28 protein-coding genes are annotated in these 26114 nt (G+C 40.5%); 26 read left to right on the plus strand and 2 right to left on the minus strand.

The genetic code is table 11. The features are described 5' to 3' along the window. The first annotated feature begins 136 nt into the window (after positions 1 to 136). The 8 genes from HZB59_04970 to HZB59_05005 all read left to right on the plus strand — a co-directional run bounded on the left by HZB59_04970 (position 137) and on the right by HZB59_05005 (position 8545). Positions 137 to 1954, plus strand: a complete 1818-nt coding sequence (locus HZB59_04970) for a long-chain fatty acid--CoA ligase (GenBank protein ID MBI5020767.1) — start codon at positions 137 to 139, stop codon at positions 1952 to 1954. A gap of 44 nt (positions 1955 to 1998) precedes the next feature. Next, positions 1999 to 2730: an rRNA pseudouridine synthase gene (locus tag HZB59_04975; GenBank protein ID MBI5020768.1), complete on the plus strand. Its 732-nt coding sequence runs from the start codon at positions 1999 to 2001 to the stop codon at positions 2728 to 2730. A gap of 58 nt (positions 2731 to 2788) precedes the next feature. Further along, positions 2789 to 3256 carry an NUDIX pyrophosphatase gene (locus tag HZB59_04980; GenBank protein ID MBI5020769.1) on the plus strand — a complete coding sequence of 156 codons (468 nt, stop codon included), beginning with the start codon at positions 2789 to 2791 and terminating at the stop codon, positions 3254 to 3256. 80 nt (positions 3257 to 3336) lie between these two features. Further along, positions 3337 to 4344 (plus strand): PDZ domain-containing protein, encoded by a 1008-nt coding sequence (locus HZB59_04985; GenBank protein MBI5020770.1) that lies wholly within the window; start codon positions 3337 to 3339, stop codon positions 4342 to 4344. Positions 4345 to 4519: 175 nt separating this feature from the next. Next, positions 4520 to 5914 (plus strand): M28 family peptidase, encoded by a 1395-nt coding sequence (locus HZB59_04990; protein ID MBI5020771.1) that lies wholly within the window; start codon positions 4520 to 4522, stop codon positions 5912 to 5914. A gap of 39 nt (positions 5915 to 5953) precedes the next feature. Continuing rightward, complete coding sequence (locus HZB59_04995) at positions 5954 to 7543, plus strand: M20/M25/M40 family metallo-hydrolase (GenBank protein MBI5020772.1); 1590 nt, start codon at positions 5954 to 5956, stop codon at positions 7541 to 7543. A gap of 18 nt (positions 7544 to 7561) precedes the next feature. Next, positions 7562 to 7906 (plus strand): hypothetical protein, encoded by a 345-nt coding sequence (locus tag HZB59_05000; GenBank protein ID MBI5020773.1) that lies wholly within the window; start codon positions 7562 to 7564, stop codon positions 7904 to 7906. 459 nt (positions 7907 to 8365) lie between these two features. Next, positions 8366 to 8545, plus strand: a complete 180-nt coding sequence (locus HZB59_05005; GenBank protein ID MBI5020774.1) for a T9SS type A sorting domain-containing protein — start codon at positions 8366 to 8368, stop codon at positions 8543 to 8545. A 130-nt stretch (positions 8546 to 8675) separates the two neighbouring features. On the opposite strand, the gene HZB59_05010 is transcribed toward HZB59_05005, so the two are convergent. Both HZB59_05010 and HZB59_05015 read right to left on the minus strand, forming a co-directional pair. Further along, positions 8676 to 9083: a BrxA/BrxB family bacilliredoxin gene (locus HZB59_05010; protein MBI5020775.1), complete on the minus strand. Its 408-nt coding sequence runs from the start codon at positions 9081 to 9083 to the stop codon at positions 8676 to 8678. A 32-nt stretch (positions 9084 to 9115) separates the two neighbouring features. Then, complete coding sequence (locus tag HZB59_05015; protein ID MBI5020776.1) at positions 9116 to 9490, minus strand: VOC family protein; 375 nt, start codon at positions 9488 to 9490, stop codon at positions 9116 to 9118. A gap of 165 nt (positions 9491 to 9655) precedes the next feature. Between HZB59_05015 and HZB59_05020 the strand changes: the two genes are divergently transcribed. From HZB59_05020 to HZB59_05105, 18 genes are all read left to right on the plus strand, one after another. Further along, entirely contained in the window at positions 9656 to 10585 is a 930-nt protein-coding gene (locus tag HZB59_05020; protein MBI5020777.1) for a sugar kinase, read from the plus strand. Then, positions 10582 to 11598, plus strand: coding sequence for an S-methyl-5-thioribose-1-phosphate isomerase (mtnA, locus tag HZB59_05025; GenBank protein MBI5020778.1), 1017 nt, complete (start codon positions 10582 to 10584; stop codon positions 11596 to 11598). Before HZB59_05020 ends, mtnA begins: the two co-directional genes overlap by 4 nt. Beyond that, on the plus strand, positions 11595 to 12371 hold the full coding sequence (gene recO, locus HZB59_05030; protein MBI5020779.1) for a DNA repair protein RecO: 777 nt from the start codon (positions 11595 to 11597) through the stop codon (positions 12369 to 12371). Before mtnA ends, recO begins: the two co-directional genes overlap by 4 nt. Positions 12372 to 12476: 105 nt before the next feature. Beyond that, a complete protein-coding gene (locus tag HZB59_05035; GenBank protein ID MBI5020780.1) occupies positions 12477 to 13994 on the plus strand; it encodes a Do family serine endopeptidase in 1518 nt (505 codons plus the stop codon). Between the two features lie 167 nt (positions 13995 to 14161). Beyond that, entirely contained in the window at positions 14162 to 15508 is a 1347-nt protein-coding gene (locus tag HZB59_05040; protein MBI5020781.1) for an insulinase family protein, read from the plus strand. 5 nt (positions 15509 to 15513) lie between these two features. Beyond that, entirely contained in the window at positions 15514 to 16959 is a 1446-nt protein-coding gene (locus tag HZB59_05045) for an insulinase family protein (GenBank protein MBI5020782.1), read from the plus strand. 243 nt (positions 16960 to 17202) lie between these two features. Next, complete coding sequence (locus HZB59_05050) at positions 17203 to 17706, plus strand: HNH endonuclease (protein ID MBI5020783.1); 504 nt, start codon at positions 17203 to 17205, stop codon at positions 17704 to 17706. Further along, positions 17679 to 18710 (plus strand): tryptophan--tRNA ligase, encoded by a 1032-nt coding sequence (gene trpS / locus HZB59_05055; GenBank protein ID MBI5020784.1) that lies wholly within the window; start codon positions 17679 to 17681, stop codon positions 18708 to 18710. The genes HZB59_05050 and trpS overlap by 28 nt, the downstream gene beginning before the upstream one ends. Before the next feature lie 64 nt (positions 18711 to 18774). Next, on the plus strand, positions 18775 to 19503 hold the full coding sequence (locus HZB59_05060; protein MBI5020785.1) for a segregation/condensation protein A: 729 nt from the start codon (positions 18775 to 18777) through the stop codon (positions 19501 to 19503). Further along, on the plus strand, positions 19503 to 20249 hold the full coding sequence (gene scpB / locus HZB59_05065) for an SMC-Scp complex subunit ScpB (GenBank protein MBI5020786.1): 747 nt from the start codon (positions 19503 to 19505) through the stop codon (positions 20247 to 20249). The genes HZB59_05060 and scpB overlap by 1 nt, the downstream gene beginning before the upstream one ends. A gap of 158 nt (positions 20250 to 20407) precedes the next feature. Beyond that, positions 20408 to 21151: an rRNA pseudouridine synthase gene (locus HZB59_05070; GenBank protein ID MBI5020787.1), complete on the plus strand. Its 744-nt coding sequence runs from the start codon at positions 20408 to 20410 to the stop codon at positions 21149 to 21151. Between the two features lie 258 nt (positions 21152 to 21409). Further along, a complete protein-coding gene (gene ffh, locus HZB59_05075; protein MBI5020788.1) occupies positions 21410 to 22735 on the plus strand; it encodes a signal recognition particle protein in 1326 nt (441 codons plus the stop codon). 43 nt (positions 22736 to 22778) lie between these two features. Continuing rightward, the gene (gene rpsP, locus HZB59_05080) at positions 22779 to 23219 is read left to right on the plus strand and encodes a 30S ribosomal protein S16 (GenBank protein ID MBI5020789.1); all 441 of its coding nucleotides are present in this window, start codon (positions 22779 to 22781) and stop codon (positions 23217 to 23219) included. 152 nt (positions 23220 to 23371) lie between these two features. Continuing rightward, positions 23372 to 23602: a KH domain-containing protein gene (locus HZB59_05085; GenBank protein MBI5020790.1), complete on the plus strand. Its 231-nt coding sequence runs from the start codon at positions 23372 to 23374 to the stop codon at positions 23600 to 23602. 33 nt (positions 23603 to 23635) lie between these two features. Beyond that, complete coding sequence (gene rimM, locus HZB59_05090) at positions 23636 to 24187, plus strand: 16S rRNA processing protein RimM (protein ID MBI5020791.1); 552 nt, start codon at positions 23636 to 23638, stop codon at positions 24185 to 24187. A 7-nt stretch (positions 24188 to 24194) separates the two neighbouring features. After that, complete coding sequence (trmD, locus tag HZB59_05095) at positions 24195 to 24860, plus strand: tRNA (guanosine(37)-N1)-methyltransferase TrmD (GenBank protein MBI5020792.1); 666 nt, start codon at positions 24195 to 24197, stop codon at positions 24858 to 24860. Positions 24861 to 24887: 27 nt separating this feature from the next. Further along, a complete protein-coding gene (gene rplS, locus HZB59_05100; protein ID MBI5020793.1) occupies positions 24888 to 25232 on the plus strand; it encodes a 50S ribosomal protein L19 in 345 nt (114 codons plus the stop codon). Between the two features lie 4 nt (positions 25233 to 25236). After that, positions 25237 to 25959: a hypothetical protein gene (locus HZB59_05105; GenBank protein ID MBI5020794.1), complete on the plus strand. Its 723-nt coding sequence runs from the start codon at positions 25237 to 25239 to the stop codon at positions 25957 to 25959. Positions 25960 to 26114: the final 155 nt, after the last annotated feature.

A 26114-nucleotide genomic window follows, 5' to 3' on the forward strand; every position in this document is an offset into this window, starting at 1 on the left:
TCTTGACATGAAACAAAAAATGACGTTTTTGAACACCTCTCAACCGTTTTAAAAGATTCATCAATCAGGTGGTTTGCTTTTTTCAAAGGGATAGATTATTATATATTTGACCATTTCCACAAATCAAAGGTAATTTATGGCGACTGTCATCGAATTTTCCACAGTTGTTGAGATGTTTGATAACATCACACAAAAATATCTCACGGATTCTCGCCCGATGCTGATGCATAAGATAGAAGGTGCTTATGTGAATTTTTCTTACAATCAGGTGCGTGAAATGGTTCGTACCTTCGCTCTGGGATTAGCGGCAATCGGTGTGAAACGGGGTGATCATGTTGCCGTGATATCCGAGAACCGCCCTGAATGGGTTGTTGCGGATATGGCGATTATGAAATTGGGAGCCGTAAACATCTCAATCTATCCCACTCTCACACCAAAACAAATTGAATATATCCTTAACGATGCGGATGTGAAATTTGCGATCGCATCCAACCAACTCCAGCTTAACAAAGTTCTTAAAATCTTTCATGAAGTAGCGTCGCTTAAACGTGCGATAGTTCTCTCCGATAAAGTTATAACACAGGAAAAAAAGGTGATGAATTATTCTCATGTAATCGAGATGGGGAAAGAGTTCGATCAACTTTATCCGGGTTATCTTGAGAATGAGCAAAAGAGAATCAAGCTGGATGATCTGATGACGCTGATCTATACTTCCGGTACAACAGGTAATCCTAAAGGGGTAATGTTGACTCATAATAATTTAGTAAGTAACATGAAGGCATGTGCCTCAGTCATTCATTTCGGCAGTGAAGATATTCTTCTGTCCTTTTTACCCCTTTCACATTCTTATGAGCGACTTGGAGGTTATTACACTGCGATGTCGTGCGGTACAACAATCGCTTATGCCGAAAGCATTGATACTTTGCGCGATAATCTTTTAGAAGTAAAACCCACTATTGTCACGACAGTTCCGCGATTATTTGAAAGATTGTATAATCGTATCATGAAACAGATGAGTGAAGAATCGAAAATAAAACAGACAATTTTTAATTGGGCAATTAACGTTGGAAAGACTTACAGGTATTCGAAACGAAAGAATGTCATAGCCACCGGATTATCGCTCCAACATAAAATTGCAGATAAGCTTGTATTTAAAAAAATAAGAGAACGGACCGGCGGGCGGATAAAATTTTTCGTATCAGGTGGAGCTGCTCTATCAGCCGAACTCGGCGAATTCTTCGATGCGATTGGAATTGTTGTGATAGAAGGATATGGCATGACCGAAGCTTCACCCGTCATTTGCGCAAATCTGGAGCAACATTATAAATTCGGAACTGTCGGTCCGCCATTGCCCGGTGTTCAGGTGAAGATTGCGGAGGATGGTGAAATTCTTGCAAAGGGTCCGAATGTTATGAGAGGATATTGGAAAAATCCGGAAGCCACAAAAGAAGCAATCGATGAAGATGGGTGGCTGCACACCGGAGATATCGGACAGTTCGATTCGGATGGATTTCTAAAAATCACTGATAGAAAAAAACATCTGTTTGTCAGTTCCGGCGGAAAAAATATCGCTCCCCAACATATTGAAGGATTGTTTCTTCAATGTCCATTCATTGAACAAGTTGTCCTGATCGGTGACGGAAGGATGTATCTTACCGCGCTGATTGTACCGAATTTTGATATGTTAAGAGAGTATGCAAAAAAACATCACATACAATTTCAATCTAATGAAGATTTAGCTCAACATCCCGAGATTTACAAATTGTTCGAAGGTGAGATATCAAAATTTCAAAAAGATCTCGCAAATTATGAACGAGTCCGGAAATTTACAATTCTAAACAGTCCACTGACAATCGAAAACGATGAACTCACTCCCACAATGAAAGTTAAGCGCCGGGTTGTTGAAGCTAAATTCAAAGATGTTATCGATAAAATGTATGCCGATTTAGTTTAATTTCCATTTCTAAAAGATCTGAAACCAATCGAATTGTCTGTTCCATGAAGAAAATTCCTCTGAAAGACAGACGCGTATCTTTAGCCCGGGCACTTTCTAAACTTGGTTTCTGTTCCCGTTCGTCATCCGAAAAAATGATATTAGCAGGACGTGTTGATGTGAATGGGAAGCCGTGTTTAAATCCATCATACCGTTGTGACCTCTCCTCGGATAAAATTAGCGTTGATAAAAAAGCGATTTTTAAAGAAGTACTTAATTATATCATATTGAATAAACCGGTTGGTGTGGTTACCACGAGATCAGATGAGATGGGGAGAAGTACAGTCTATGATTTATTAGGCGAAAACAGCCGGTGGATTTTCCCTGTCGGAAGATTGGATAAAGATACGTCTGGCTTACTAATTATGACTAATGATACTCAACTCGGTAATTTCCTAACAAATCCTGAAACCAAAATCCCTAAATCCTACGAAGTTACGATCAATAAAAAAATTACACCCGATGATATTACAAAACTTGAGTCGGGGATTGTAATTGGAGAAGAAAAATTTTTGCCAGCGATTATTCATCGGAGAAATGAGAGAGAGATTGAGGTAATCATAGTTGAAGGTAAAAATCGGCAAATACGGCGAATGTTTCAATCGTTAGGATACAAAGTCACCTCATTAACCCGTACAAAAATTGGAGGATTGACGATGATGGATTTAAAACCTGGTGAGTGGAAATATCTCACGCATGAGGAAATAAAACTTTTAAGTGTTAAGCGGATGAAATAATTCAAACCGACATTACAAATCAAACTCACAACTCATAATTCATAACTCAATTAAAACCATGTCCAAGATAAGCAGTTCTATTGTGGAGCTTTGTGTTTTTAAAAAAGAGATTTTGGAAACAAAATATTTGCTTCTGCATCGAACCCCGGATGAAAAAGTATATCCAAACCTCTGGCAGTTTATTACAGGTTCTATCGAAGAAAATGAAAAAGCAAGAGATGCTGCTATCCGAGAATTGGCAGAAGAAACCGGTTTAAAACCAAAGTCATTGTGGGTTGTTCCTTACGTTCTTTCATTTTATAATGCCGAATGGGATTCGGTGAACTTGTGTCCGTTTTTTGCCGCCGAGGTAGCCGGTGATAGTGTGATCACACTATCGGAGGAACATGATGATTACGAATGGTTTACATACGACGCAGCGATTCAGAAATTGGTTTGGCCCAGTTGGCGGGAAGGGCTGAAAATTGTCAATGAATATATCATTCCCGGTAAGGAAATTCAATCAGATATTCACCGGATATTTTGAAGAATACAAGTCAACCGATTCCGAACTGGGATGTCTAATATTTAAATCAAAATGTATAATAATTCTAAGGGGTTTCAAATATGAAACAGAGAATAATTTTAGCATTGGTGCTCATGCTTGGTTTGAGTATTCTGCCGAATCCGGGATGGGGGCAAATCAAGAAAGAAGTAATCAAGATTGAAAGCAAAGGTAAACAAGGATATTTGGGAGTTCAAATCCTGGATGTGAATAAGAAGTTAAAGGATAAGAAAAATCTTTCCGTCGAGCGTGGTGCTTTCGTTCAGGAAGTTGTCGATGACAGTCCTGCCGAAGAAGCAGGAATCGAAAAAGGTGATGTTATATTGAAATTCGCTGATGAGATGATTGATGATGGTGAAGATTTGACCGATGCTGTTCGCGCAACGAAACCGAAGACAGAAGTATCCATAGAAGTCAATCGTAATGGAGAGAAAAAAACAATCAAAGCGGTTATCGGGAAGATGAAAACTCCGCAGGCGTACGCATTTAATTTTGATGACGAAGGAATGAAATGGAGCTCACCGTCTCCTAATATTTCAAATCTCAGAAAGAAATTAAATATCCGTGTTTTCTCTGAAAGTGAATTCCACGGAGCACAGATGCAGTCACTCACCAAACAGCTCGGTGAATATTTCGGTGCACCCTCCGGGAAAGGTTTACTTGTGACAGAGGTTGAGAAATCGAGCGAAGCTGAGAAAGCAGGTTTTAAAGCTGGTGATGTGATAACCAAAGCTAACGGAAACAAAGTAAAAGATGTTGGTGATCTGCAAGAAGAAATTTCCGATTCTGATGGAAAAAGTATCCCAATCGAAATTATGCGAGACAAGAAGTCGTTGATTCTTAACATGAAGATTGAAAAAGAGGATGATGAGTATGATGACGACGAATGGTCGGGTAATATTATTGTAAGTCCGGGTGGAAATTGTGCGAAATCATCTTGCATTCAGATACCCAGTCATAGAGTTGAGAAAGGACATTTGCAGCATAAATTGCATGACCTTCGAAAAGGGATAGAAAAAGGGATGCTTAAAATCAAACAGGCAATCAGGCGCGAGTTTCAAGAGTCGTAAAATATTATAAGTAGATACTTTCCTCATTTGAAAGTACAAGATTGTTCGATGAATCGGACAAACTTGTACTTTTTATTTATATTGTTATATTTTAAATACAAATAACCCGCAGATCTGTTCTCTTTCATAAAGTGTGAACCGATCTCGAACATTTTAAATATTCGGTTTAGCTTTAATGAAATATTATTTATTTCCGGCTCTACTTTGTTTAATTTTATTCTTTTCTTTTGTAGCCCTCCCACAAGACGCTCCACAATCTTCAATAAAACCGTACGAAGATGATGCAAGGAAAATCATTTCGGAAGGATTGCAATCTTGCAAGGCATTTTCAATACTTCAGGATTTATGTTTGAATGTCGGTCCGCGGTTAGTTGGTTCACCTGAAGCCGCGAAAGCCGTAATATGGGGTGAAGAATTAATGACAAGATTAGGTTTTCAAAATGTACATACTGAGGTTTGTACCGTACCGCACTGGGTCAGAGGCGGTGTTGAAAAAGGGACGATTAAAAATTCCGGGGGGAAACTAATTCCGATAAATATTTGCGCACTTGGTGGAAGCATCGGAACTGCCGGCGATGGAATCGAAGCAGAAGTATTAGAAGTGAAATCATTTGAAGAGTTGCAATCTCTGAAAGATAAAGCACGTGGAAAGATTATATTTTTCAATCGTGCAATGGATAAAAGTAAAATAAATCCAGGCGAGGCATATGGCGGTGCGGTAAATCAGCGCGGAAGCGGTGCGGTTGAAGCGGCGAAAGTCGGCGGTGTTGCCGCACTTGTGAGATCAATGACGATGCAATTAGATAATGTACCGCACACAGGTTCAATGCATTATGTTGATACTATTCCAAAAGTTCCTGCAGCATCAATCAGTACGCTTGATGCAGATTTATTGGCCAGTTTATTGTCGGTTGATAAAAAACTGAAAATAAAAATTCAACTATTTTGCCAAACCTTTCCCGATGTTGAATCGGCAAATGTGATTGGTGAAATAAAGGGAAGTGAAAAACCTGATGAAGTAATTGTTATCGGTTGTCATCTTGATAGCTGGGATAAAGGTCACTGTGCTCATGATGATGGTGCCGGAACTGTTCATGTGATTGAAGCATTACGGCTTATAAAAGATGTCGGACTAAAACCCAAGCGGACGATTCGTGCTGTTTTGTTTATGAATGAAGAATTTGGATTGAACGGTGGAATCGCATACGCCAAAAAAGATCGCCCCGGTGAGAAACATATTTGTGCTATAGAGACTGACGCAGGTGGATTCACCCCGCGAGGTTTTGGAGTCGGCGCAGATTCGATAACATTTCCGAAATTTTCTAAATGGTCGTATCTTCTCGATCCGATAGATGCCGGACGTATAACGCGAGGCGGTGGTGGTGCTGATATTTCTGAATTGGCGAAACTTGGCGTAATTACAATCGGATTGAGAGTGGATGGACAGAAATATTTCGATTATCATCATTCCGATAACGACACGTTTGATAAAGTTCATCCGCGCGAACTGGAGCTCGGCGCTATCGCCATCGCAATTTTTAGTTATGTGATTGCACAAGAAGGTATATGATAAAATTCATTATTAATCACTAAATAATGTGAGGTCCGCATGAGATATTTTTGTTACATCTTCGTTTTAATAGTGCTTCTTTTCAATCTCCTGCCCGCGCAATTTGTGCAGGAGAAATTCGATTCAGCCGCTGTTGCGCAAATCAGAGACGAAGGGATGAATCGTTCCAAAGTAATGGAATATTTAAGTTATCTGACTGATGTTTATGGTCCGCGGCTCACGGGTACTCCCGGTTATATGGAAGCAGCGAAGTGGGCAAAAAGCCAGTTGACATCCATTGGACTTGAAAACGCGCATCTTGAAGCTTGGGGACCTTGGGGTAAGGGATGGACTTTGAAAAATTATTCGGCAACTGTTTTTGGCAGACAAAATTTTCCGCTCGTATCATATCCAAAAGCTTGGTCACCCGAAATCAGCGAAGCAGTTGCGGATTTGATTTTGTTTGATGCAAAAACAGATAGTGCAGTAAATACTTTCAGAGGAAAATTGAGAGGAAAATTTGTGCTGCTCAGCGACTCTCGCGAGCTTAAACCTCCATTTGAACCTTACGCAGAGCGTGATGCCGATTCAAGTTTGTTGAAACTTGCAAATTCTGATGGTCAGAGACGTGGAGGAAGAAGATTTGAAATGACCCCCGAGATGAAACAACGCCAACTGATTTCTTATAAAAAAATGCAGCTTTGTTTTGATGAAGGTGCGAAAGCAATTTTAACAATAAGCCAGGGAGATGGCGGGAATGTATTCGTCGGAGCAGCATCTTATCCACAGCACCCCGATTCCGGCTGGTCCAGCGGAGCCAAAGTGTACGACGTCAAAGCCCCAAAATTAATTCCACAAATTTCAGTCGGTGCCGAACATTACAATCGGCTTGTTCGGATGATCCAAAAAGGTGAGAAACCAAAATTAGAATTGGAGATCGATGCTGAATTCAACAAAGCTGATTCAGGATATAACATCATCGCTGAAATTCCCGGGACAGATCTGAAAGATGAGGTAGTAATGATCGGCGGTCATTTCGATTCATGGCATGGAGGCACAGGTGCCGCAGATAACGCTACCGGCTGTTCGGTTGCGATGGAAGCAATGCGAATCATTAAAACTTTAGATTTAAAACCACGCCGGACTATCCGCATCGGATTTTGGGATGCTGAAGAACATGGATTTCTTGGTTCCCGTGGATACATCAACAAACATTTTGCGAACCGTGAAGGAGGATCGTCGGATCGGGACGGGAAAATAGTCTATACTCCAGAGGGTGAAAAATTTTCTGTTTATTTTAACGATGATAACGGAGCCGGAAAATTCAGAGGAATTTATTTGCAAGGCAATGAAGCATGCAGAACGATTTTCAGATCATGGCTTAAACCGTTCAACGACCTTGGCGCTTCAACAGTAACTGTGGCAAACACAGGTGGAACGGATCATCAGGCATTTGACGGATATAATTTGCCGGGCTTCCAATTCATACAGGATGAACTTGATTACGGTTCACGTGTGCACCACGCAACAATGGATCTTTACGACAGATGCCCGCCTGAAGATATGAAACAGGCGGCGGTCATCATGGCGGCATTTGCGTATAACGCCGCGATGAGGGATGAGAAGATACCGAGGAAAGTTCAAAAATAATTCTGAAGGATTAATACAATGAAAAAGATAATCAATATTATACTTACAGTGATTTTTAGTTATTTGATCTACGGATGCTCTGATGAACCACCAAGCGTTCGTGTTTATAACCAGCATACCGAAAAAGCAAATGTGCAGATAAAGACAGCAAACGGGAATACAATCAACCATAATGATGTTTCTCCCGGAACAACTACCGGTTACCGAGACGTTGCAGAAGGTAATTGCGTGGCGACTGCAGTCATTCAGAAGGATAGTGCGGCCCCATCGGTAACCTTCAAAGCCGTTAACGATTATAATTACACGGTTGTAGTGGTTCAGGGTAATCCGTCCTATTTAAGGATCGATTCAAAAAGCAAATAATACTAATTCGATGAATGGATTGCATAAATCGTTACTAGTGGAATCAATCCGGAAGAAGTTTGAAATTAATGATGCAATTATAAGATTCAGGATTTAAATTGGATAATGCTTTTGGTAATATCTCTTTGGCAGTTATTATATATTCTCCTGCCAAATTAGAATAAATTTTTCTATCAATAACGAATCACAAAGTGTCAGAATCAACATCTGACATTTTGTGATTTATTCCCGATGCTATCGGAATCACATCGCTTGAAGGAGCCGTCAATATAATATCATACAAAATTGAATCAATTTCCGTCTGCGGAATATACAGCAGGACCGATAACCCTTCTGAAAGTGAATCGTTGTAAATTGTAGGGTATGTAGAAATGCCGCTACTCCGTGATTGATTCTGGTATTCTAAAATAAAATCAGTGTACTGCTTCTCTATCGGTCCTGTTCTTATATCTATTTTGGGTGAAAATAAAAATTTATAATCTTCTCGGTCAGGAAGTGGCAACGCTTGTTGATGAGATGCAAGATGCAGGATACAAGTCGGTTGAATGGAATGCAAGCTCGCTGTCGAGTGGTGTTTATATATATCGTTTGTCGGCAGGTTCATTCACGGATTTGAAGAAGTTAGTGCTGGTGAAGTAAAACCTAAGTAGTGTTGCGAAGGTTCTAAAGAATTTATCGAGAAACCTTCGCAAGGTTTTCAGACTTATGCGGTTTGCGCCATGATGAATTTTTCGTCGTGTGGATTAGGTCGATGCGAACCGCATTTTATTTATTTACAATTTTTATCAAACATCTCTTGAAGCATGCGGGCAACATTTTCAGGTGTGTTATGTTGAATGCTTGAACGATGTATAATGCCCGCGAATTTCCCATCCTTCAATATCGCAAATGAGGGTGATGATGGAGGTTCAGTGGCAAAATACGATCTTGCTTTTGCAGTCGCTTCCCGATCTGTGGTTGCAAAAATTGTTGTGAAATAGTTCGGTAATTTGTTATGCTTCATCGCTATTTCCAAGGCCGGAACGGCAACCCCTGAGGCACAACCGCATGCCGAGTTTATGTAAACAAGCATAGTCCCGCGGTGATTGTTGAATGTCTGCTCAACTTCTACTGTTGTGCGTAATTCTTTCAATCCCATTTTGCGTATCTCTGCTCTTAAATCGTCGTTGGTAATCATAATTTTCTCGAATAGATTTATTATTTAATTAGTTAGTGATTTGAGTGAAGTGCTAAACGGTTTCCCTCGGTATCTTCGAAGACCGCCATATACCCATATTCTGGTGTTATTATTGTTTTTGCAACTAATATCTTACCGCCATGCATTATTATTCTGTCGAGTATCAGTTGCAAATCGGGATTGGCGCTCATATAAACCAAAACTCCTTCGTGTCCCGGTTTGTAAAATTCGTGATGCTCACAAAGCGCACCGCCAATTGTTTTATCTCCAGCGGGGAATAACGCCATCTTCAGCCCGTTCGGCAGTGTAATATCCTGAAATTGGATATCGAAAACCGAACCATAAAATTGTTTTGACCGTGTGAGATCATTTGCCGGTATTTCGAACCAGCCGATTGTTTTTTCCATTACTGCCATAATTATTTGTCTTCCTTATGTAACTTTTGAAACAAATGTTTTGATGAGAACGTTTCCCACGTCATATAAAAATTATATTGAATTTAAAGTAATGTTTTGCACTTCCCTCATCAATTTCGTAAATTATGCAGTTCAAATTAATATAAAGGTATTAGCATGAGTTTGCTGGTAGTTGGATCGCTTGCGATTGATACAATTGAAACTCCATTCGGCAGGGTGGAAAATGTTTTGGGTGGTTCATCCACATATATATCCATTGCGGCAAGTTATTTTATCAAGCCCATACGTTTGGTAGGAGTGGTGGGTGATGATTTTTCGAGTGAATATATAAAAATGCTTGAAGATCGTGAAATTGATCTGGAAGGTATGCAGGTTATCGCGGGCGGTAAAACTTTCAGATGGGGAGGGAGGTATCATTACGATCTCAATGTGCGCGATACCCTCTATACGGATTTAAATGTTTTTCAACACTTCAATCCGGTTATACCAAAATCGTACAAGAAGACAACTTACGTATGCCTCGGCAATATCGATCCTGTTCTACAGCAGCGTGTTTTAGAGCAAATAGAAAAACCGCGCCTTGTTGTTGGCGACACGATGAACTTCTGGATTAAAGGTAAAAATTCTGAACTGAAAAAAACACTCAAGCTGTTAGACGTTCTAATATTAAACGAATCGGAGGCACGCGAGTTAACTAACGAACCAAATCTAATCAAAGCAGGGAAAGCTGTGAGAGATTTGGGTCCACGGATTGTCGTGATAAAAAAAGGAGAACATGGCGCACTTCTCTTCACTCCTGCTACGATATTTTCTGCGCCGGCATATCCACTGGAAAATATTTACGATCCTACCGGTGCCGGTGATACATTCGCGGGCGGATTTATCGGTTGGATTGCGAAAACCGATGATATCTCGGATGATAATCTGAAACGAGCCGTGATTTACGGAAGTACAATGGCATCGTTTTGTGTGGAAAAATTCAGCTTAGATAGGTTCGAAAATTTAACAACTCTTGAAATACACGATCGCTTTCATTCGTTCCGCGAGTTGTCTCATTTTGATGAAGATTTTTCAGATAAAAAATAATGATTAGATCGATTGAGTGGTTAGGTGATTCTGTAAAATATATAGACCAGACCAAACTGCCTTTGGATGAAGTTTACATCAAGACTTCTGATTACAGAGATATTGCCGGTGCTATCAGAAAACTTGAAATTCGCGGTGCACCATTAATCGGCATCGCCGCTGCATATGGTGTGGCACTTTCGGCGATCGAATCGAGAAAGAGCGAGATATCACAATTCGTAAATGAAATTAATAAAGCTGTCGATCTACTCGCCTCCACCAGACCCACTGCTGTAAATTTATTTTGGGCTTTGAAAAGAATGAAAGCAATTTTAAATTTGAACCGCGATATTGAAATTGTTCGAAGAGCTTTAATCGATGAAGCTATTACGATTCACTCTGAAGATATCAAGATGTGCAAAGAGATTGGAGAACACGGCTCAACTTTGATTCCCGATAACGCAACGATACTTACACACTGCAATACAGGCGCGCTCGCCACAGGTGGAGATGGAACGGCACAAAGCGTGATTACAACGGCTCATTCGCAGGGGAAACGGATCAATGTTTTTGCAGATGAAACACGTCCGTTGTTGCAGGGCGCAAGATTAACGGTATGGGAATTAATGAAGCATGGAATCGATGTAAAACTAATAACAGATAATGTAGCGCCTTATCTAATGCAAAGAAATAAAATCACGCTCGCAATCACGGGTGCCGATCGTATTGCCGTTAACGGGGATGTTGCAAACAAAATCGGAACTTACAGTATCGCGGTAAACGCGAAACATCATGGAATTCCATTTTACATCGCGGCACCTACTTCAACAATAGATGTTTCCATTAAATCAGGTTCCGAGATTTCAATTGAAGAAAGAAATATTGAAGAAGTGACATTAATTAACGGGAGAAGAATTGTGCCTAATGGTGTTAAAGTTTACTCACCTGCTTTCGATGTTACACCTGCTTCATTGGTAACCGCAATCATCACCGATCGTGGTTTGTTTTACCCACCATTTGATTTTAGTAAATGAGCGTCATCGAAAAAACGGAGGCGATCGTTTTAAGATCGGTTGATTTTCGCGAATCGAGTAAGATAGTTACTTTCTACACAAAAAAGTTCGGCAAAATCGCGGGGATAGTCAAAGGGGCGAAGCAGACGAAAAATAAATTCGGATCATCGCTCGAGCCGATGTCTTATGTTTCACTTGTATTTTACTTTAAGGAGGGCAGAGATGTTCAAACAGTGTCGAGCTGTGATATCGTAAAACCGTTTCGCAAGTTGTTCGATGATATTGATAAAATGACCGTGGGTATGGGAATTATTGAACTGCTCAACAATGTAACTCTCGACCGTCACGAGAACATACAATTATTTACTCACGTGGTAAATAGTTTGAATTCCATCAATTCTGCAACCAAAAATGCGAAGAATTTGTTCTTTTATTTTGAATATCATCTTGCTCGGTTATTGGGCTTTGGACTTCAATTCGATCATTGTGTCCAATGCGATAAGATATTGAGTCATGTAGTAGACGGCAATCGATATCATTACAGCATCGACCGGGGAGGATTGATATGTTCAAAATGTTCCGGTATGACAGGTACTCAATTTGAAATATCATCGGAACTATTAAAAATCTTTCGCGAGATTTTCTCATCTAATAATATAGATTTGATTATCGAGACCGAGATTGCAAGTGTGAATGGTGAGATGATTCAGAATTTTTTATGGACTTATCTTCAATATCATCTGCCAAATCTTCATTCACTGAAGACTTTAACCGTCTTGGGTAAGATTGTTTAACTAGAATTTCGAATTTAAAATAAATTAATATTGAAAATGTAACAATCAAGCAAATTAAAAGTATAATTCAGATAAAACAATGTTAAACTTGGAGTAATTCTAATTATGTCAAAAAAATCAATTATCGCTTCTGCTCTTCTTATAGTAATGGGTGTTGTATTCAGTTTTGTTTTAGGTCCGCGTTTAGCGTGTGAATCTCAAATAAAATTAGGAGGCGCTCCACCGATTAACAATCCCGATTATAAATCGCTGAGCAAAGCATTCATCGATGTCAGCAAAGCAGTTTCACCGACAGTTGTTTCCATTACGATAACCACAAAAGTCAAGAATGAAAAAGATCAAAAGGATAGCGAATGGTTTTTCCATTTCTTCGGACCCGAAGGTCAGCGGCAGCCACAAGTACCTCAAATGGAAGGTGGTTCCGGTTTTGTAATCAGTCCTGATGGTTATATCATGACAAATAATCACGTCGTAGTAGAAGCGGATGAAAAGAAAATTGAAGTGACTTTCAGTGATGGGAAAAAAGAGAAGGCGAAAATAATTGGAACAGATCCTACAACCGATCTTGCCATCATTAAAGTGGAAAGAAAAGATTTAAGCGTGGCGGCATTGGGAAATTCGGATGATGTGGAAATCGGTGAGATGGTCATGGCTGTCGGAAATCCGCTGGGATTAGAAGGCACAGTAACATCCGGTATCGTAAGTGCAACAGGAAGATCGATTGGAATTTTGAGGCAAGAAGGTGTTGGAAATTTAGGGATCGAAAATTTCATTCAAACCGATGCGGCAATTAATCCCGGAAACAGCGGTGGTCCGCTTGTTAACCTTCGTGGTGAAGTTGTTGGGATAAACTCGGCGATCGCTACAACGAATCAAAGATACCAGGGATATGGATTTGCCATTCCAATTAATCTCGCTAAAGTAGTCGCGGAAGATTTAATCAAGAACGGAAAAGTTCGCAGAGGTTATCTCGGAGTCATGATTTCTCCGATAGACGATAAGATGGCAAAAGCATTGGGATTGGAAAAACCGGAAGGTGCATTGATTCAGGAAGTCCAAAAAGATGGTGCCGCTGAAGAGGCGGGTATTAAAGCTGGTGATGTCGTAATTTCCATCGACGGTAAAAACGTGAAAGCATCGAACGAATTACAATCATTGATCGCCCGAAAACATCCCGGCGAAAAAGTATCTCTGAAAATTTTCAGAGACGGAAAAAATATTGAAAAATCGGTAACCCTCCGTGCAAGAGATGAAGATAAAGATATCGCGAAGAATGCTGACGACGAAAAATCGAAAGAAGATGAAAATTCAGAAACAGCTTCATCAAAGACGGTAACATTTGAGAATTTAGGATTATCCGTTCAAGCATTAACAAGTGATATCAAAAAGCAATCGAAAGTTGATAATGGAATCATCGTTTCGAATGTTGTTCCAATGGGTGAAGCATTCAATAACGGACTCGCTCAGGGCGATATCATTCTTCAGGCAGATAAAAAAGATATTAACTCAACCAAAGATTTAAAAAGTATTATCGAAAAGAAAAAAGGGGGAGACGCGATTCTCCTTAGAATAAAAAGAGGTGAGACCGTGTCCTTTATCGCTCTTCAACTGCCTAAAGAATAAGTAAACCATAATCTATTTATAGAAGCCCTGCCGTTTAGCGGGGCTTTTTTATTTCTATACCGTTGATCATATATTTAAATTTTCATTTTTGCATCTAACCTTGCAAATTGTTAGATTCACAGATCAAAATCAACCCATTTTAATCATTAATCATGGAGTAACTCTCAATGAAAGTTTTACTCGCAATTTTATTTTTGGTGATATTTATGAATATATCCACCATAGCGCAAATAGATGTTAAGTTTGAGCAGTATAATCTGGATAACGGATTGACTGTAATCCTTCATGAAGATCATAACGCGCCGGTTGCTTCGGTGACGGTTATGTATCATGTCGGCTCGAAAAACGAGAAACCTAAACGGACAGGTTTCGCTCACCTGTTCGAGCATATGATGTTCCAAGGGTCGCAGCACGTTGGCGACAATGAACATTTTAAATTGCTTCAGGAAGTTGGGGCAAACGTAAACGGATTCACACAGCAAGATGGCACAACATATTTCGAAGTTTTGCCGAGCAATTTCGTCGAGCTTGGTTTGTATCTTGAGGCAGACCGAATGGGATTCCTGCTGTCGGCGATGACGCAGGAAAAATTAGACAACCAGCGCGACGTAGTGAAAAACGAACGCCGGCAAAATTACGAGAACCGTCCGTACGGGCTTGCGGATGAAAAAATTGCTAAAGCTCTTTACCCCGCAACTCATCCTTATAGCTGGCCCGTGATAGGATATATGGAAGATTTATCTGCCGCTTCTTTGGATGATGTGAAAGATTTTTTTAAAACATATTACGCGCCGAACAATGCCTGTTTGGTTGTTTCAGGCGATATCAATCCGGAAGATGTGAAACCGATGATTCAAAAATATTTTGGATCAATACCCAAGGGCAATTCATTCGATCGTCCGCAGGCAGTCCCTGTTTCTCTGGAAAAAGAGGCAAGAATATTTTACGAAGACAAAGTCCAATTACCAAGATTAAATCTCACCTGGCACAGTGCTGCCGGAAACACGCGAGATGATGCTGTGATGTCGGTATTCTCAGATATACTCACAAACGGCAAGAGCTCTCGCTTCTATAAATCATTGGTCTATGATAAGCAGATTGCTCAATCGGTTCGGGCATCTCAGGGTGGATCGGAAATAGCAGGAGAATTCCAGATCCAGATTACACCGAAACCCGGTAAGAATCTCACCGAAATGGAGAAAGCCATCGACGAAATTCTCTCCGATGTTTTTAAAAATGGTGTAACTCAAGACGAAATCGATAAATCTGTCACAGGAACTGAAGTGCAGATTGTGAATCGCAGTGCAACAGTTCTTGGCAAAGGGAATACTTTAGCCGCCAGTTACTTCCTTACCGGTGATGCGAACAATATTAACCGCCAGATGGAATTTTATAAAAACATCACACCTAAGGAAGTTATAGAAGTTGCAAAAAAATATTTACAACAGCCGAAAGTTGTGTTAAGCGTTGTACCGCTCGGTAAACCCGAACTAGCCGCGAAGAAAGGAGAATGAGTGCCATGAAATATTTATTGAACTTTTTCTTGATTGGACTAATCGTCATGATATTTCTTTCAACAGTTTCGAATGCTCAGGATGTAGATCGCACCAAACGACCCGAAGGTAAAGCCACACCAACGGTTCAGCTTCCTGATATTCAAAAAGAAAAATTGAAAAACGGATTGCAGGTTTGGTTGGTTGAACGGCATAATTTACCAACGGTTGCGTTCAATCTTGTGTTTCAGGCAGGCTCCGATCATGACCCGCTGAATATGACAGGATTAGCTTCGATGACTGCCGATGTAATTGACGAAGGAACCAAGACTCGCGATGCATTGAAGATCTCGGATGAGATAGAATCTATCGGTGCTTCTTTCAATGTAGGATCGAGCTGGGATGGTTCATTTATGTCGTTAAGTTGTTTATCGAAATATGTCGATAAAGGACTTGATGTCTTTGTCGATGTTTTGGTGAATCCTGTTTTTCCGCAGAAGGAATTTGACCGGTTACAAAAACAACGACTTACATCATTGCTGCAGCAAAAAGATCAAGCTGTAATGATTGCCAACAACGCGTTTTCAACAATTCTTTACGGTTCAAATCATCCTTATGGAAATAATCCGTCGGGCACGGAAGTATCTGTGAAAGCAATGACAACAAGCGATCTGCAGAAATTTTATCAAACATATTACCGTCCAAATAATGCAACCCTCATTATTGTCGGCGATGTTAAGATGAATAATATTCTCCCTCTGCTGGAGAAATTGTTCGCCGACTGGAAACCTGCAGACATTCCAACATTTTCTGTCCCGGCTCCTCCAACGGTTGAGAAAAGAAAAATTTATCTTATCGATAAACCAGGCGCGGCGCAATCCGAAATTCGCATCGGTTATCCTGCCTTGCCAAGGAGCACACCGGAATTTTTCCAGGTGCAAGTGATGAACCGAATGTTGGGCGGGCAATTCATGAGTCGAATAAATTTGAATCTTCGCGAGAAACACGGATTCACTTACGGCGCGCGTTCGTCGTTCAATTTTCAAAAAGGTGTCGGACCATTCACTGCCTCTGCAGGAGTTCACACCGCAAAGACCGACAGCTCGGTGCAGGAATTTCTTGCAGAAATTAAATTAATGTACGATAAAGGTATGACTGCTGAGGAATTGGAATTCGTGAAGAAAGGATTGATCGGTGGTTTTGCTCTCTCTTTTGAAACATCATCCCAAATCGCCGGCGCTCTACAAAGTATTGTGCTGTACGGATTACCTGATGATTATTTCAATAAATATCTTCAAAACTATGAGAATGTGACTCTTCAAGATGTCGCAGATGTTTCAAAAAAATACCTCGACACTTCACGAATGGCAGTGGTGGTTGTTGGGGATGTAGAAAAAATTAAAGAAGGAATAAAAGCTTTAAATACGGGCGATGTTGTTTTCTGTGATTTAGACGGGAAAGAAATCAAATAAGAATCTTTTTGCGCCTTGGTTTTTTTGAATTATTTCAAAAAAGCTAAGGCGCAGTAATTTATATATCTGCGGATTATCGGATCGACCTTTTCAGGGATGATCTATAAGATCATCAATTCTTGACAAATGGCTGAAATTCTGTTATATTTTTTAAGTATAATTATCGGTTTTTCACTATTTACACTAAAACAAAAGGAGTAATCAGTCTTCAGTGCGCAGTATACCCATAAATCGAACGGTAAACTGAACAGCAAAGTGCTCATTCTCAATCAAAATTACGAACCAATGAGCGTTTGCAATGTTAAGAAAGCTATTATATTATTATACCTTGGAAAAGCTGAACTCATAGAAGCCTCGAATGGTCAGTTGGTTCATTCTGTATCTATGAACATGCCTTTCCCAAGCATTGTACGGCTTGGTATCTACGTTCATATTCCTTATAAGAAAATTATACTCTCGCGTAAAAACATTCTTCGCCGGGATGGACATCGGTGTCAATATTGCGGCAGGACAGATCTGCCGCTGACGGTTGATCATATCATCCCCAAATCGCACTTGGGTGAAGATTCGTGGGAGAATCTAGTTGCAGCTTGCGTACACTGCAATAATAAAAAGGGAGATCGCACACCGGAAGAGTCGCATCTCAAACTGTTGCGAAAACCGTTACGTCCCAATCATGTTTCGTTCATCCGTCATTTTGTCGGCACTGTTGATGATGGATGGAAGCCATATCTTTATATGAATTAACCGCAAAGGACAAAGTAGTATTGCAAAATAAAAAAAGAATTTTAAGTGGAATGCGCCCGACAGGCAAACTTCACCTCGGTCATCTTGTGGGCGCACTCGAAAATTGGGTGGCTTTGCAAAACGATTACGAAAATTATCACCTCATAGCAGATTATCACGCCTTAACGACAAATCTCGATACCAAAGATCTATATCAGAATTCAATAGATATGATGATAGATTGGTTGGCAGCGGGTATAGATCCGGGAAAAAGTCCGATGTTCCGTCAATCTCAAATAAAAGAGCACGCGGAATTATTTATGATATTTTCCATGCTCATCACAACTGCCCGGCTTGAAAGAAATCCAACTCTCAAAGATCAGGTACGTGATCTGAATATCGAAAATGTTATCTATGGACATTTGGGTTATCCAGTACTTCAATCGGCAGATATTCTATTGTATAAAGGGAATGCTGTACCGGTTGGTGAAGATCAGGTTCCTCATATTGAAATCACGAGGGAAATCGCACGCCGTTTTAATCAACAATACGGCGATGTGTTCCCAGAACCGGAGGCGAAGCTGACAAAATTTGCCCGGCTTCCCGGTCTTGACGGAAATATAAAAATGAGCAAGTCAGCCGGCAACACAATTCTTTTATCCGAATCACCAGAAGAAATCAAATCGAAATTAAAGAAAGCCGTAACAGATCCGCAAAAAATTCGCAAGGGTGATCCGGGCAGACCCGAAGTATGTTTGGTCTTTACATATCATCAAAAATTCAATCCGACAGAAACCCCAGAAATCGATGCCGGATGCCGCAGTGGTGTGCTCGGCTGTGTTGATTGTAAAATGAAAGCTGCCGCTGAAATTTCGGAATACCTGAATCCATTCAGGGAGAAAAGAATGTACTATGAATCTCATCAAGAGGAAGTTAAAGAGATTTTAAGCAGTGGAGAGGTGAAGGCAAAAAAGCTTGCCGCTCAAACTATGTCTGAAGTTCGCACTGCTATGAAGTTGGGATGAAAATATATTTGATTTAAATTATCTAATTTTTACTTTTATCTTTTTAATTTTGAATTGAACTGATTTGCCATACCGTATAAATCTGCCGACATTTGAAGGCCCGCTCGATCTTCTGTTGTTCTTCATTAAACGTGACGAATTGGATATCTATGATATTCCGATCTCACGGATTACGAAGGAATTTCTGAATTATATACAGATGCTGCAGGAACTCGATTTAGAAGTTGCGGGAGATTTCATCGTGATGGCGGCAGAATTGATGCAAATAAAAGTTAGAATGCTTCTTCCAAGAGAACCGGGAGAGGAAGAAGAAGCTGATCCGCGTGCCGACCTTGTAAAACGACTCCTCGAATATAAAAGATACAAAGAAGCCAGCGCTGTGCTTTCGGTCCTTGAAGGTGAATCTGGAAAATTATTTTATAGGATGGGATTCCATTCCGATTCGAAAAAAGTAACACTCGAAGATCAAGAAGTCAGTTTGAAAAATGTGACCATGTTCAATCTTATCGCATCTTTCAAAAGGGTGTTGGATAATGTTCCGAAAAAAATATACCATGATATCGAACTGCTGAATGTGACAATCGATGAGCAGATGAGCTATATCGCTGATGTTTTCAGATTAAGGGAAGAGATATCGTTTTTCGAACTTGTTTCGCACATGACTGAAAAAATTCGTATAATAGTTACAATCATCGCGATGTTGGAGATGGTGAAAAATAAAATTATCGGATTTAAACAAACCGATCTTGAAGATGATTTCATAATTTACAAATTACGCTCGGATGCAATTTGATGGAACCGATTTCGGAAAATAAGAGGCAAATTATCGAAGCAGTGATTTTTGGATCTGATGAACCGCTCACAATTCGTCAGATTCAGGATATCTTTTGGCAGGCGGATAATAACGGTCCTCGCTTCCGTGTTAAGGAGGAAGAAATATTAAATACGATTCGCGAGTTGAACGCCGAGTATGTTCAAACAAATCGTCCATTCAGAATTATTCAGGTTGCGGGTGGTTTTCAGTATGCGACAATGCCCGAATTCGCCGAGTGGCTCGGCCGAATGATCAAAGAAAAATCGAGACGCAAATTGACCCAGGCGACTATTGAAACACTTTCGGTAATTGCCTATAAACAACCGGTAACGAAACCGGAAATCGAGGCGATACGTGGAGTTAACGCAGACTATGCGATTCAAAAATTGATGGAGCGGGGTTTGGTAACCATTGTTGGAAGAGCGGCAACACCGGGGAGACCACTGCTGTACGGAACAACTCAGGATTTCTTAAAACATTTTGGAATTAATGATTTATCAGAGTTACCCAAACCGCGCGAGATAGATGAGATAATGGCTGAGCAGGGGATGGACATGGAGCGTGAGCTGCTTCGCCGGATGGGAAAAACAGACGAAGAAATTGAGGAGAGGTTAGGCACCACTGTGGTTAGCGAAAACGGTCAACTGGAAGAATTACCACCGCCGCCCGAGCAGCAAGCGGAAACTGATTCGAATATTCAAACAGATGTTCCGCCACAAGAGTAAGCGTTTACAACGCTCTTTCTTCCAGTCGATTTAGCCAGTCCACCCATAGTTTTAGATTTTATCTCTCTGCTTAATATCCGCTTCCCTATTATTCTTGGATCGATATTAATTCACGATTCTCGGTAATATTTTATTATTTATATCAGGAAAGTTCAAAAATGAAAACACAGGTTGATGAAAAAATAAGGATAAATAAATTTTTAGCTAACGCAGGGGTCGCTTCACGGCGCCAAGCCGATATCTTGATTACGGAAGGAAGAGTTAAAGTCAATAGAGAAACAATCTTTGATCTCGGAGTAAAAATCGATCCGCAAAAAGATAAAATATTTGTTGACGATAAACAGATAGTGATACTCGATGAGAAGGTTTATATTTTATTGAACAAACCGAAAGATTCTATTGCTACTGCCCGCGATGAAAGAGGAAGAACAACCGTAATGGATTATATTAACGCTAAAGAACGTGTATTTCCGGTAGGGCGATTAGACAGAAACACAACCGGTGTATTGTTGTTTACGAATGATGGTGATTTTGCGAACAAACTCATGCATCCGAAATATGAAGTTAAAAAAGCATATAAAGTTACAATCGATAAACCGATTAAACTGGAAGATGTTAGAAAATTAAAAGAAGGTGTGCGTTTATACGACGGAAAAACAAAACCGGCAGAAATATATATTGTCCCGAGAGAGAAAAATAAAGTTGTCGGTGTTATTATTCATGAAGGAAGGAATCGTCAGATTCATCGGATGTTTGAATCGTTGGGATATGAGGTCCACAAGCTTGACCGTATAGCTTATGGCGATATCTCTTACGAAGGTTTGCCGCGCGGTCATTGGCGTCATTTGACTAAAACAGAAGTCAGAAAATTAAAAAATACTGCAGGAATTTTAGAAGGATAGATGAAACTAAGAATCGAGATTCAATAGTCAAAAGCGGAGAACCGTGGAATTAAACTTAAACCTGATAACTTAAAACCATGCTTGTTATGAGATATGAGTTATGAAAATATAATATTTCCACAATCTTGCTTCAATCCTATTTTTTACGTAAATTTATAGCGCTTTTAAATCCCGACGCCGGTCCCGAACCCTCGAAAATTGAGCGGGATGGCGTTTTTTATCTCAATCTTGCAGGTTAATACTAATTTACTGCTTCCTGTGTTTGAAGAATTAACACAAAAACTAGAAGGTGTTTTTAAAAAACTCCGCGGGCAGGGGAGAATCAGTGAGGCAAATGTTGCTGAATCTCTTCGTGAAGTTCGTCGTGTTCTGCTTGACGCCGATGTGAACTACAAAGTGGTGAAGCAATTCATCGATGATGTTCAGAAGCGGTCAGTCGGACAAGAAGTATTAACGAGTATAACCCCCGGTCAGCTTGTCGTAAAGATTATTTTCGATGAGCTTGTAAAATTAATGGGAACTGCACAAACAGAGATGCGCTATGCATCGATGCCACCGACAGTAATAATGGTTGCAGGATTGCAGGGATCGGGTAAAACAACTTTTTGTGCCAAGCTGGCAAACCACTTAAAAAGCAAAGGCCGCTATCCGATGCTTGTTGCCGCAGACGTTTACAGACCGGCGGCAATCGACCAACTGGAAATGTTAGGCAAACAGATTCAAGTGCCGGTTGTAGCAGAACGTGGTCGTACTGCTGTTGACATCGCGGTTGATTCGATTGACAAGGCACGAAAAGCCGCACGTGATGTAGTGATTATTGATACTGCCGGGCGCATGCATATCGATGAAGAGATGATGCGCGAGGTTGAAACGATCAAAACAAAAATCTCTCCGCACGAGATTTTGTTCGTGGTCGATTCGATGACAGGTCAGGATGCTGTCAATACCGCTAAGGCATTCCATGACAGGTTGAATTTTGATGGTGTGGTTCTCACAAAACTTGATGGTGATACACGTGGCGGTGCGGCAATATCGATTCGTGCAGTGGTATCCAAACCGATAAAGTTTGTTGGAGTTGGTGAAAAATTAGATGCTCTTGAAATATTTCATCCCGACAGAATGGCGACAAGAATTCTGGGGATGGGAGATATCGTATCGTTCGTAGAGAAAGCTCAGGAAAGATACGATGAGCATAAAGTGAAAAAATTAGAAGAGAAGATCAGGAAATCGCAATTCACATTTGAAGATTTTTTAGATCAGCTTCATGAAATTAAAAAGATGGGATCGTTGCAACAACTGATGAGCATGATACCCGGAATGAACCGATTGCCGTCTAATGTTGCGCTAGATGATAAAGCGCTCGTAGGTGTTGAGGCGGTAATTCAATCGATGACGCGTGAAGAGAGACAGAAGCCCCAGATAATAAACGGCGAACGAAGGAAGCGGATTGCCTCAGGAAGCGGAACGTCGATACAGGAAGTGAACAAAGTACTGAAGCAATTCAGCGAAATGCAGCGCATGATGAAAACATTTTCAAAGGGTAAAATGCCCAAAATGTTACGCGGCATGCAAGCACCGAGATAGAATTTAATTACATAATAATCAATTAAAAGATAGGAGTAAAAAATTGGTAAAGTTACGATTACGGCGCATAGGAAAGAAAAAGAAGCCGATATATAAGATCGTAGCGGCAGATTCCCGAACATCACGTAGCGGGAGATTTCTTGAGGCAGTTGGTATGTATAATCCGCTCCTCAGTCCGATCGGTTTAGAGATCAACGAAACGCGGCTCTTTACATGGTTAAAGCGCGGCGCTGAACCGACCGATACTGTCCGAAGTTTATTAAAACGAAAAGGTCTCTGGTTCAAGTGGCGATTGCTAAAAAAGGGTGTAGACGAACCGACCATGATCGCCGAATTAGAGAAATGGCAAGTTCTGCAAGGTGAAAAGCTTACGCGTGAAACGGCAAAGAAAGCCCGGCGCAAAGAAGTTCTCAAGAGAAAACGTAAGCCGGTTGAAACACCGGTAGCAGCTCCGGCACCTGTTGCAGAAACCCAGGCGTCTTAAATAACTGAACAACGAGTTTTGTAACTATAATTCATTAACTCATAACTGAAACCATCCCGCAGTTGTCGGTGCGAGGGATCTCGTGGATACGATGGTGCTTAGTAAAATGATATCGTAGAGATTCGATGGCGTGAACCACGACTGGAGATCTCATGAAAGAATTCGTAGAGTACATTGCAAAACAGTTGGTTGATCAACCTGATGGAGTGGTGATTGAGGAAGAAATGAAGAATGATAAACTCATCATCAAGCTCAAGGTACAACAACCTGATATCGGAAAAGTTATTGGTAAAAGAGGAAGAACAGCTTTTGCCTTGCGGACATTGGCCGCGGCTGTTGGCAAGAAGTACGGAAAAAAAGTCGCCGTTGAAGTTGTCGATTAAGTTCCGCCAAGATATATATTCATCGAGCAGACTTTGAGCGAAGTTAAATTCCATTCTGCCGATGAAAATGCTGATCAGCAGTTATTAGCTGTTGCCAAAATTACCGGTTGCTTCGGGGTAAAAGGTAAATTGAAAATTCAATTATTTTCAAATGAACACCCTAACCTGAAGGACATTCGCGATGTAAAGATCGGTATGCATGATTTTGACGCGAAACCGGTTTTGATTGAAGATCTGGAAGAGCAACATAAATCGGTAGTTATATCGATAAGCGGAATTTCCGATAAGAATACCGCTTCGGCTTTCATCGGGCAGTTGATTTTTGTCGATGAAAAAAATATTTGTTCACCTAAGCAGGGCAAATATTTTGTGCATGAAGTGATCGGATGTAAAGTGTATTCAACGCGTGGTGAAATGTTAGGTGTTGTGGAAGATGTTCTTAAACTTCCCGCTCAGGATATCTGGGTGATAAATCGAGGACAGGATAGTTTTTATCTGCCGGTTGTGAAAGAGTTTATTCGTGATGTGGATATTGATATGAAAAAAATAATTATTGATCCGATTGAAGGATTAATGAATGAATGAATCTTCGATCTGCATCGATATCGTTACCGGTTTACCGAAGTTATTGAGAAGTCCGCTTGGCGAAAGTATAATACGGCAAGCGAAAAAGAAAAAATTAGTCACAATCCGCGTGCACGACCTGAGAAAGTATACGCACGACAAACATAGGACAATCGACGGTACACCCTATGGCGGCGGAGCCGGAATGATATTAAAACCGGAACCGATATTTGAATGTATCGAATCGCTTCAGTCTAAACGCAGCTACGATGAAGTGATCTATTTATCGGCAGATGGCGAGAAATTTAACCAATCGCTTGCAAATAATTTGTCGATGAAGAAAAATTTGCTGTTTTTATGCGGACACTATAAAGGAATCGACCACCGGGTTCGCCAGAAATTGATCACTAAAGAAATATCAATAGGTGATTATGTGCTCACCGGCGGTGAGCTTGCCGCAGCGGTTGTTGTAGATGCTTTAGTACGTTTGATTCCCGGTGTTTTAGGCGATGGAGAATCGATGTTAACCGATTCATTTCAGGATGGATTGTTCGATTGTCCGCATTACACAAAACCGGCTGTTTACCGCGATTTGCGTGTACCCGATGTTTTACTTTCGGGTGATCACAAAGCGATTGCGAACTGGCGAAAAGAACAACGCGTAAGCCGGACAAATGAGAGAAAAAAAGTTTAATTAAATATTTATGAAGGAGAAATAAAGATGGACAAACTTAAATTAGTAGAAGCTACTCAAATGAAATCGGATCTCCCCCAATTTAAGGCGGGTGATACGATTAACGTTCATGTGCGTGTTATCGAAGGAGATAAAGAACGCATCCAGCAGTTTCAGGGTGTAGTTATCGGACGGCACGGCTCCGGTTTGCGTGCAACATTTACAGTTCGAAAGATTTCAAATGGTGTTGGTGTGGAAAGAATATTCCCGCTTCATTCCCCGCGAATATCAAAAATCGATCTGATGAAAGAAGGCAGAGTGAGACGTGCTAAGATGTATTACCTGCGCACTCTCGCGGCTAAACAAATCCGCTTGAAAACATCAGCAGATTAATAAGGTGCAAAAACGACTCGGCATAATCGCAGATGCTTATGCTCAGCCGCTTTTTGCCGCGCTGAAGAATAACGGAACATTTTCCCTAGTCTGCGATTCTTCCGCTCAACTTGCTATAAAGCTCCGCGCGAAAAATATCGACGGAGCTTTTCTATCTCCAATCGATTATGCAAAAGATTATTCTTTGTATAAAATTCTACCAGAAGCTGCAGCCGTTTCTGGAGAAAATAGTAATTCAATCTTTTTGTTCTTCAACGAGAATATACAAGAGATAAACTCGATCGCTTTCGATCCTTCTTCTGCATCCGAAATCGTTCTTGCCGGCATCATTTTTTCTGAAAAGTATGATACGAAACCCAAACTTATTCCTGTTTCAATGGACTCACTAACTGCGCTCAAACATTACGACTCATTCCTCGCTGTTGGCGATATTGCTCTCAGCTTGAAAGATAAGACGAACAAAATCGATCTTGTTGATGAATGGTTGGATATATCAGGTTTGCCGTTCGTGCATGGATTCTGGGTTGGCAGGGAGGATCAGCTTACGCATGAGGAAATAAAAATTATAATCGAAGCAGAGAGGAACAAAGCCGCAGCCAAAGGGAACATTCAGCAATTTCAGTACGAGCTGACGGAAGAGGCAATCGAATCGATCAAAGAATTTTTCGGTATGGCATACTATCATGGTATTTTAAAAGATATACCGGATGTGAAGTTTTTCACCTAATAAATTTTGATAAATCAACCTTTCTAATTTCTTGAATATTCAAGAAAATTCATTAAATTGATAACAATTATTACAAATGGAATAGCCATTTGGTAGATTGACTTCATAAGTCGGCTAACGCGTCGAATTATTAGCCGGATTTTTACAATCTTTTT

The organism is Ignavibacteriales bacterium (genome assembly GCA_016214905.1).
GTDB lineage: Bacteria > Bacteroidota > Ignavibacteria > UBA10030 > SZUA-254 > PNNN01.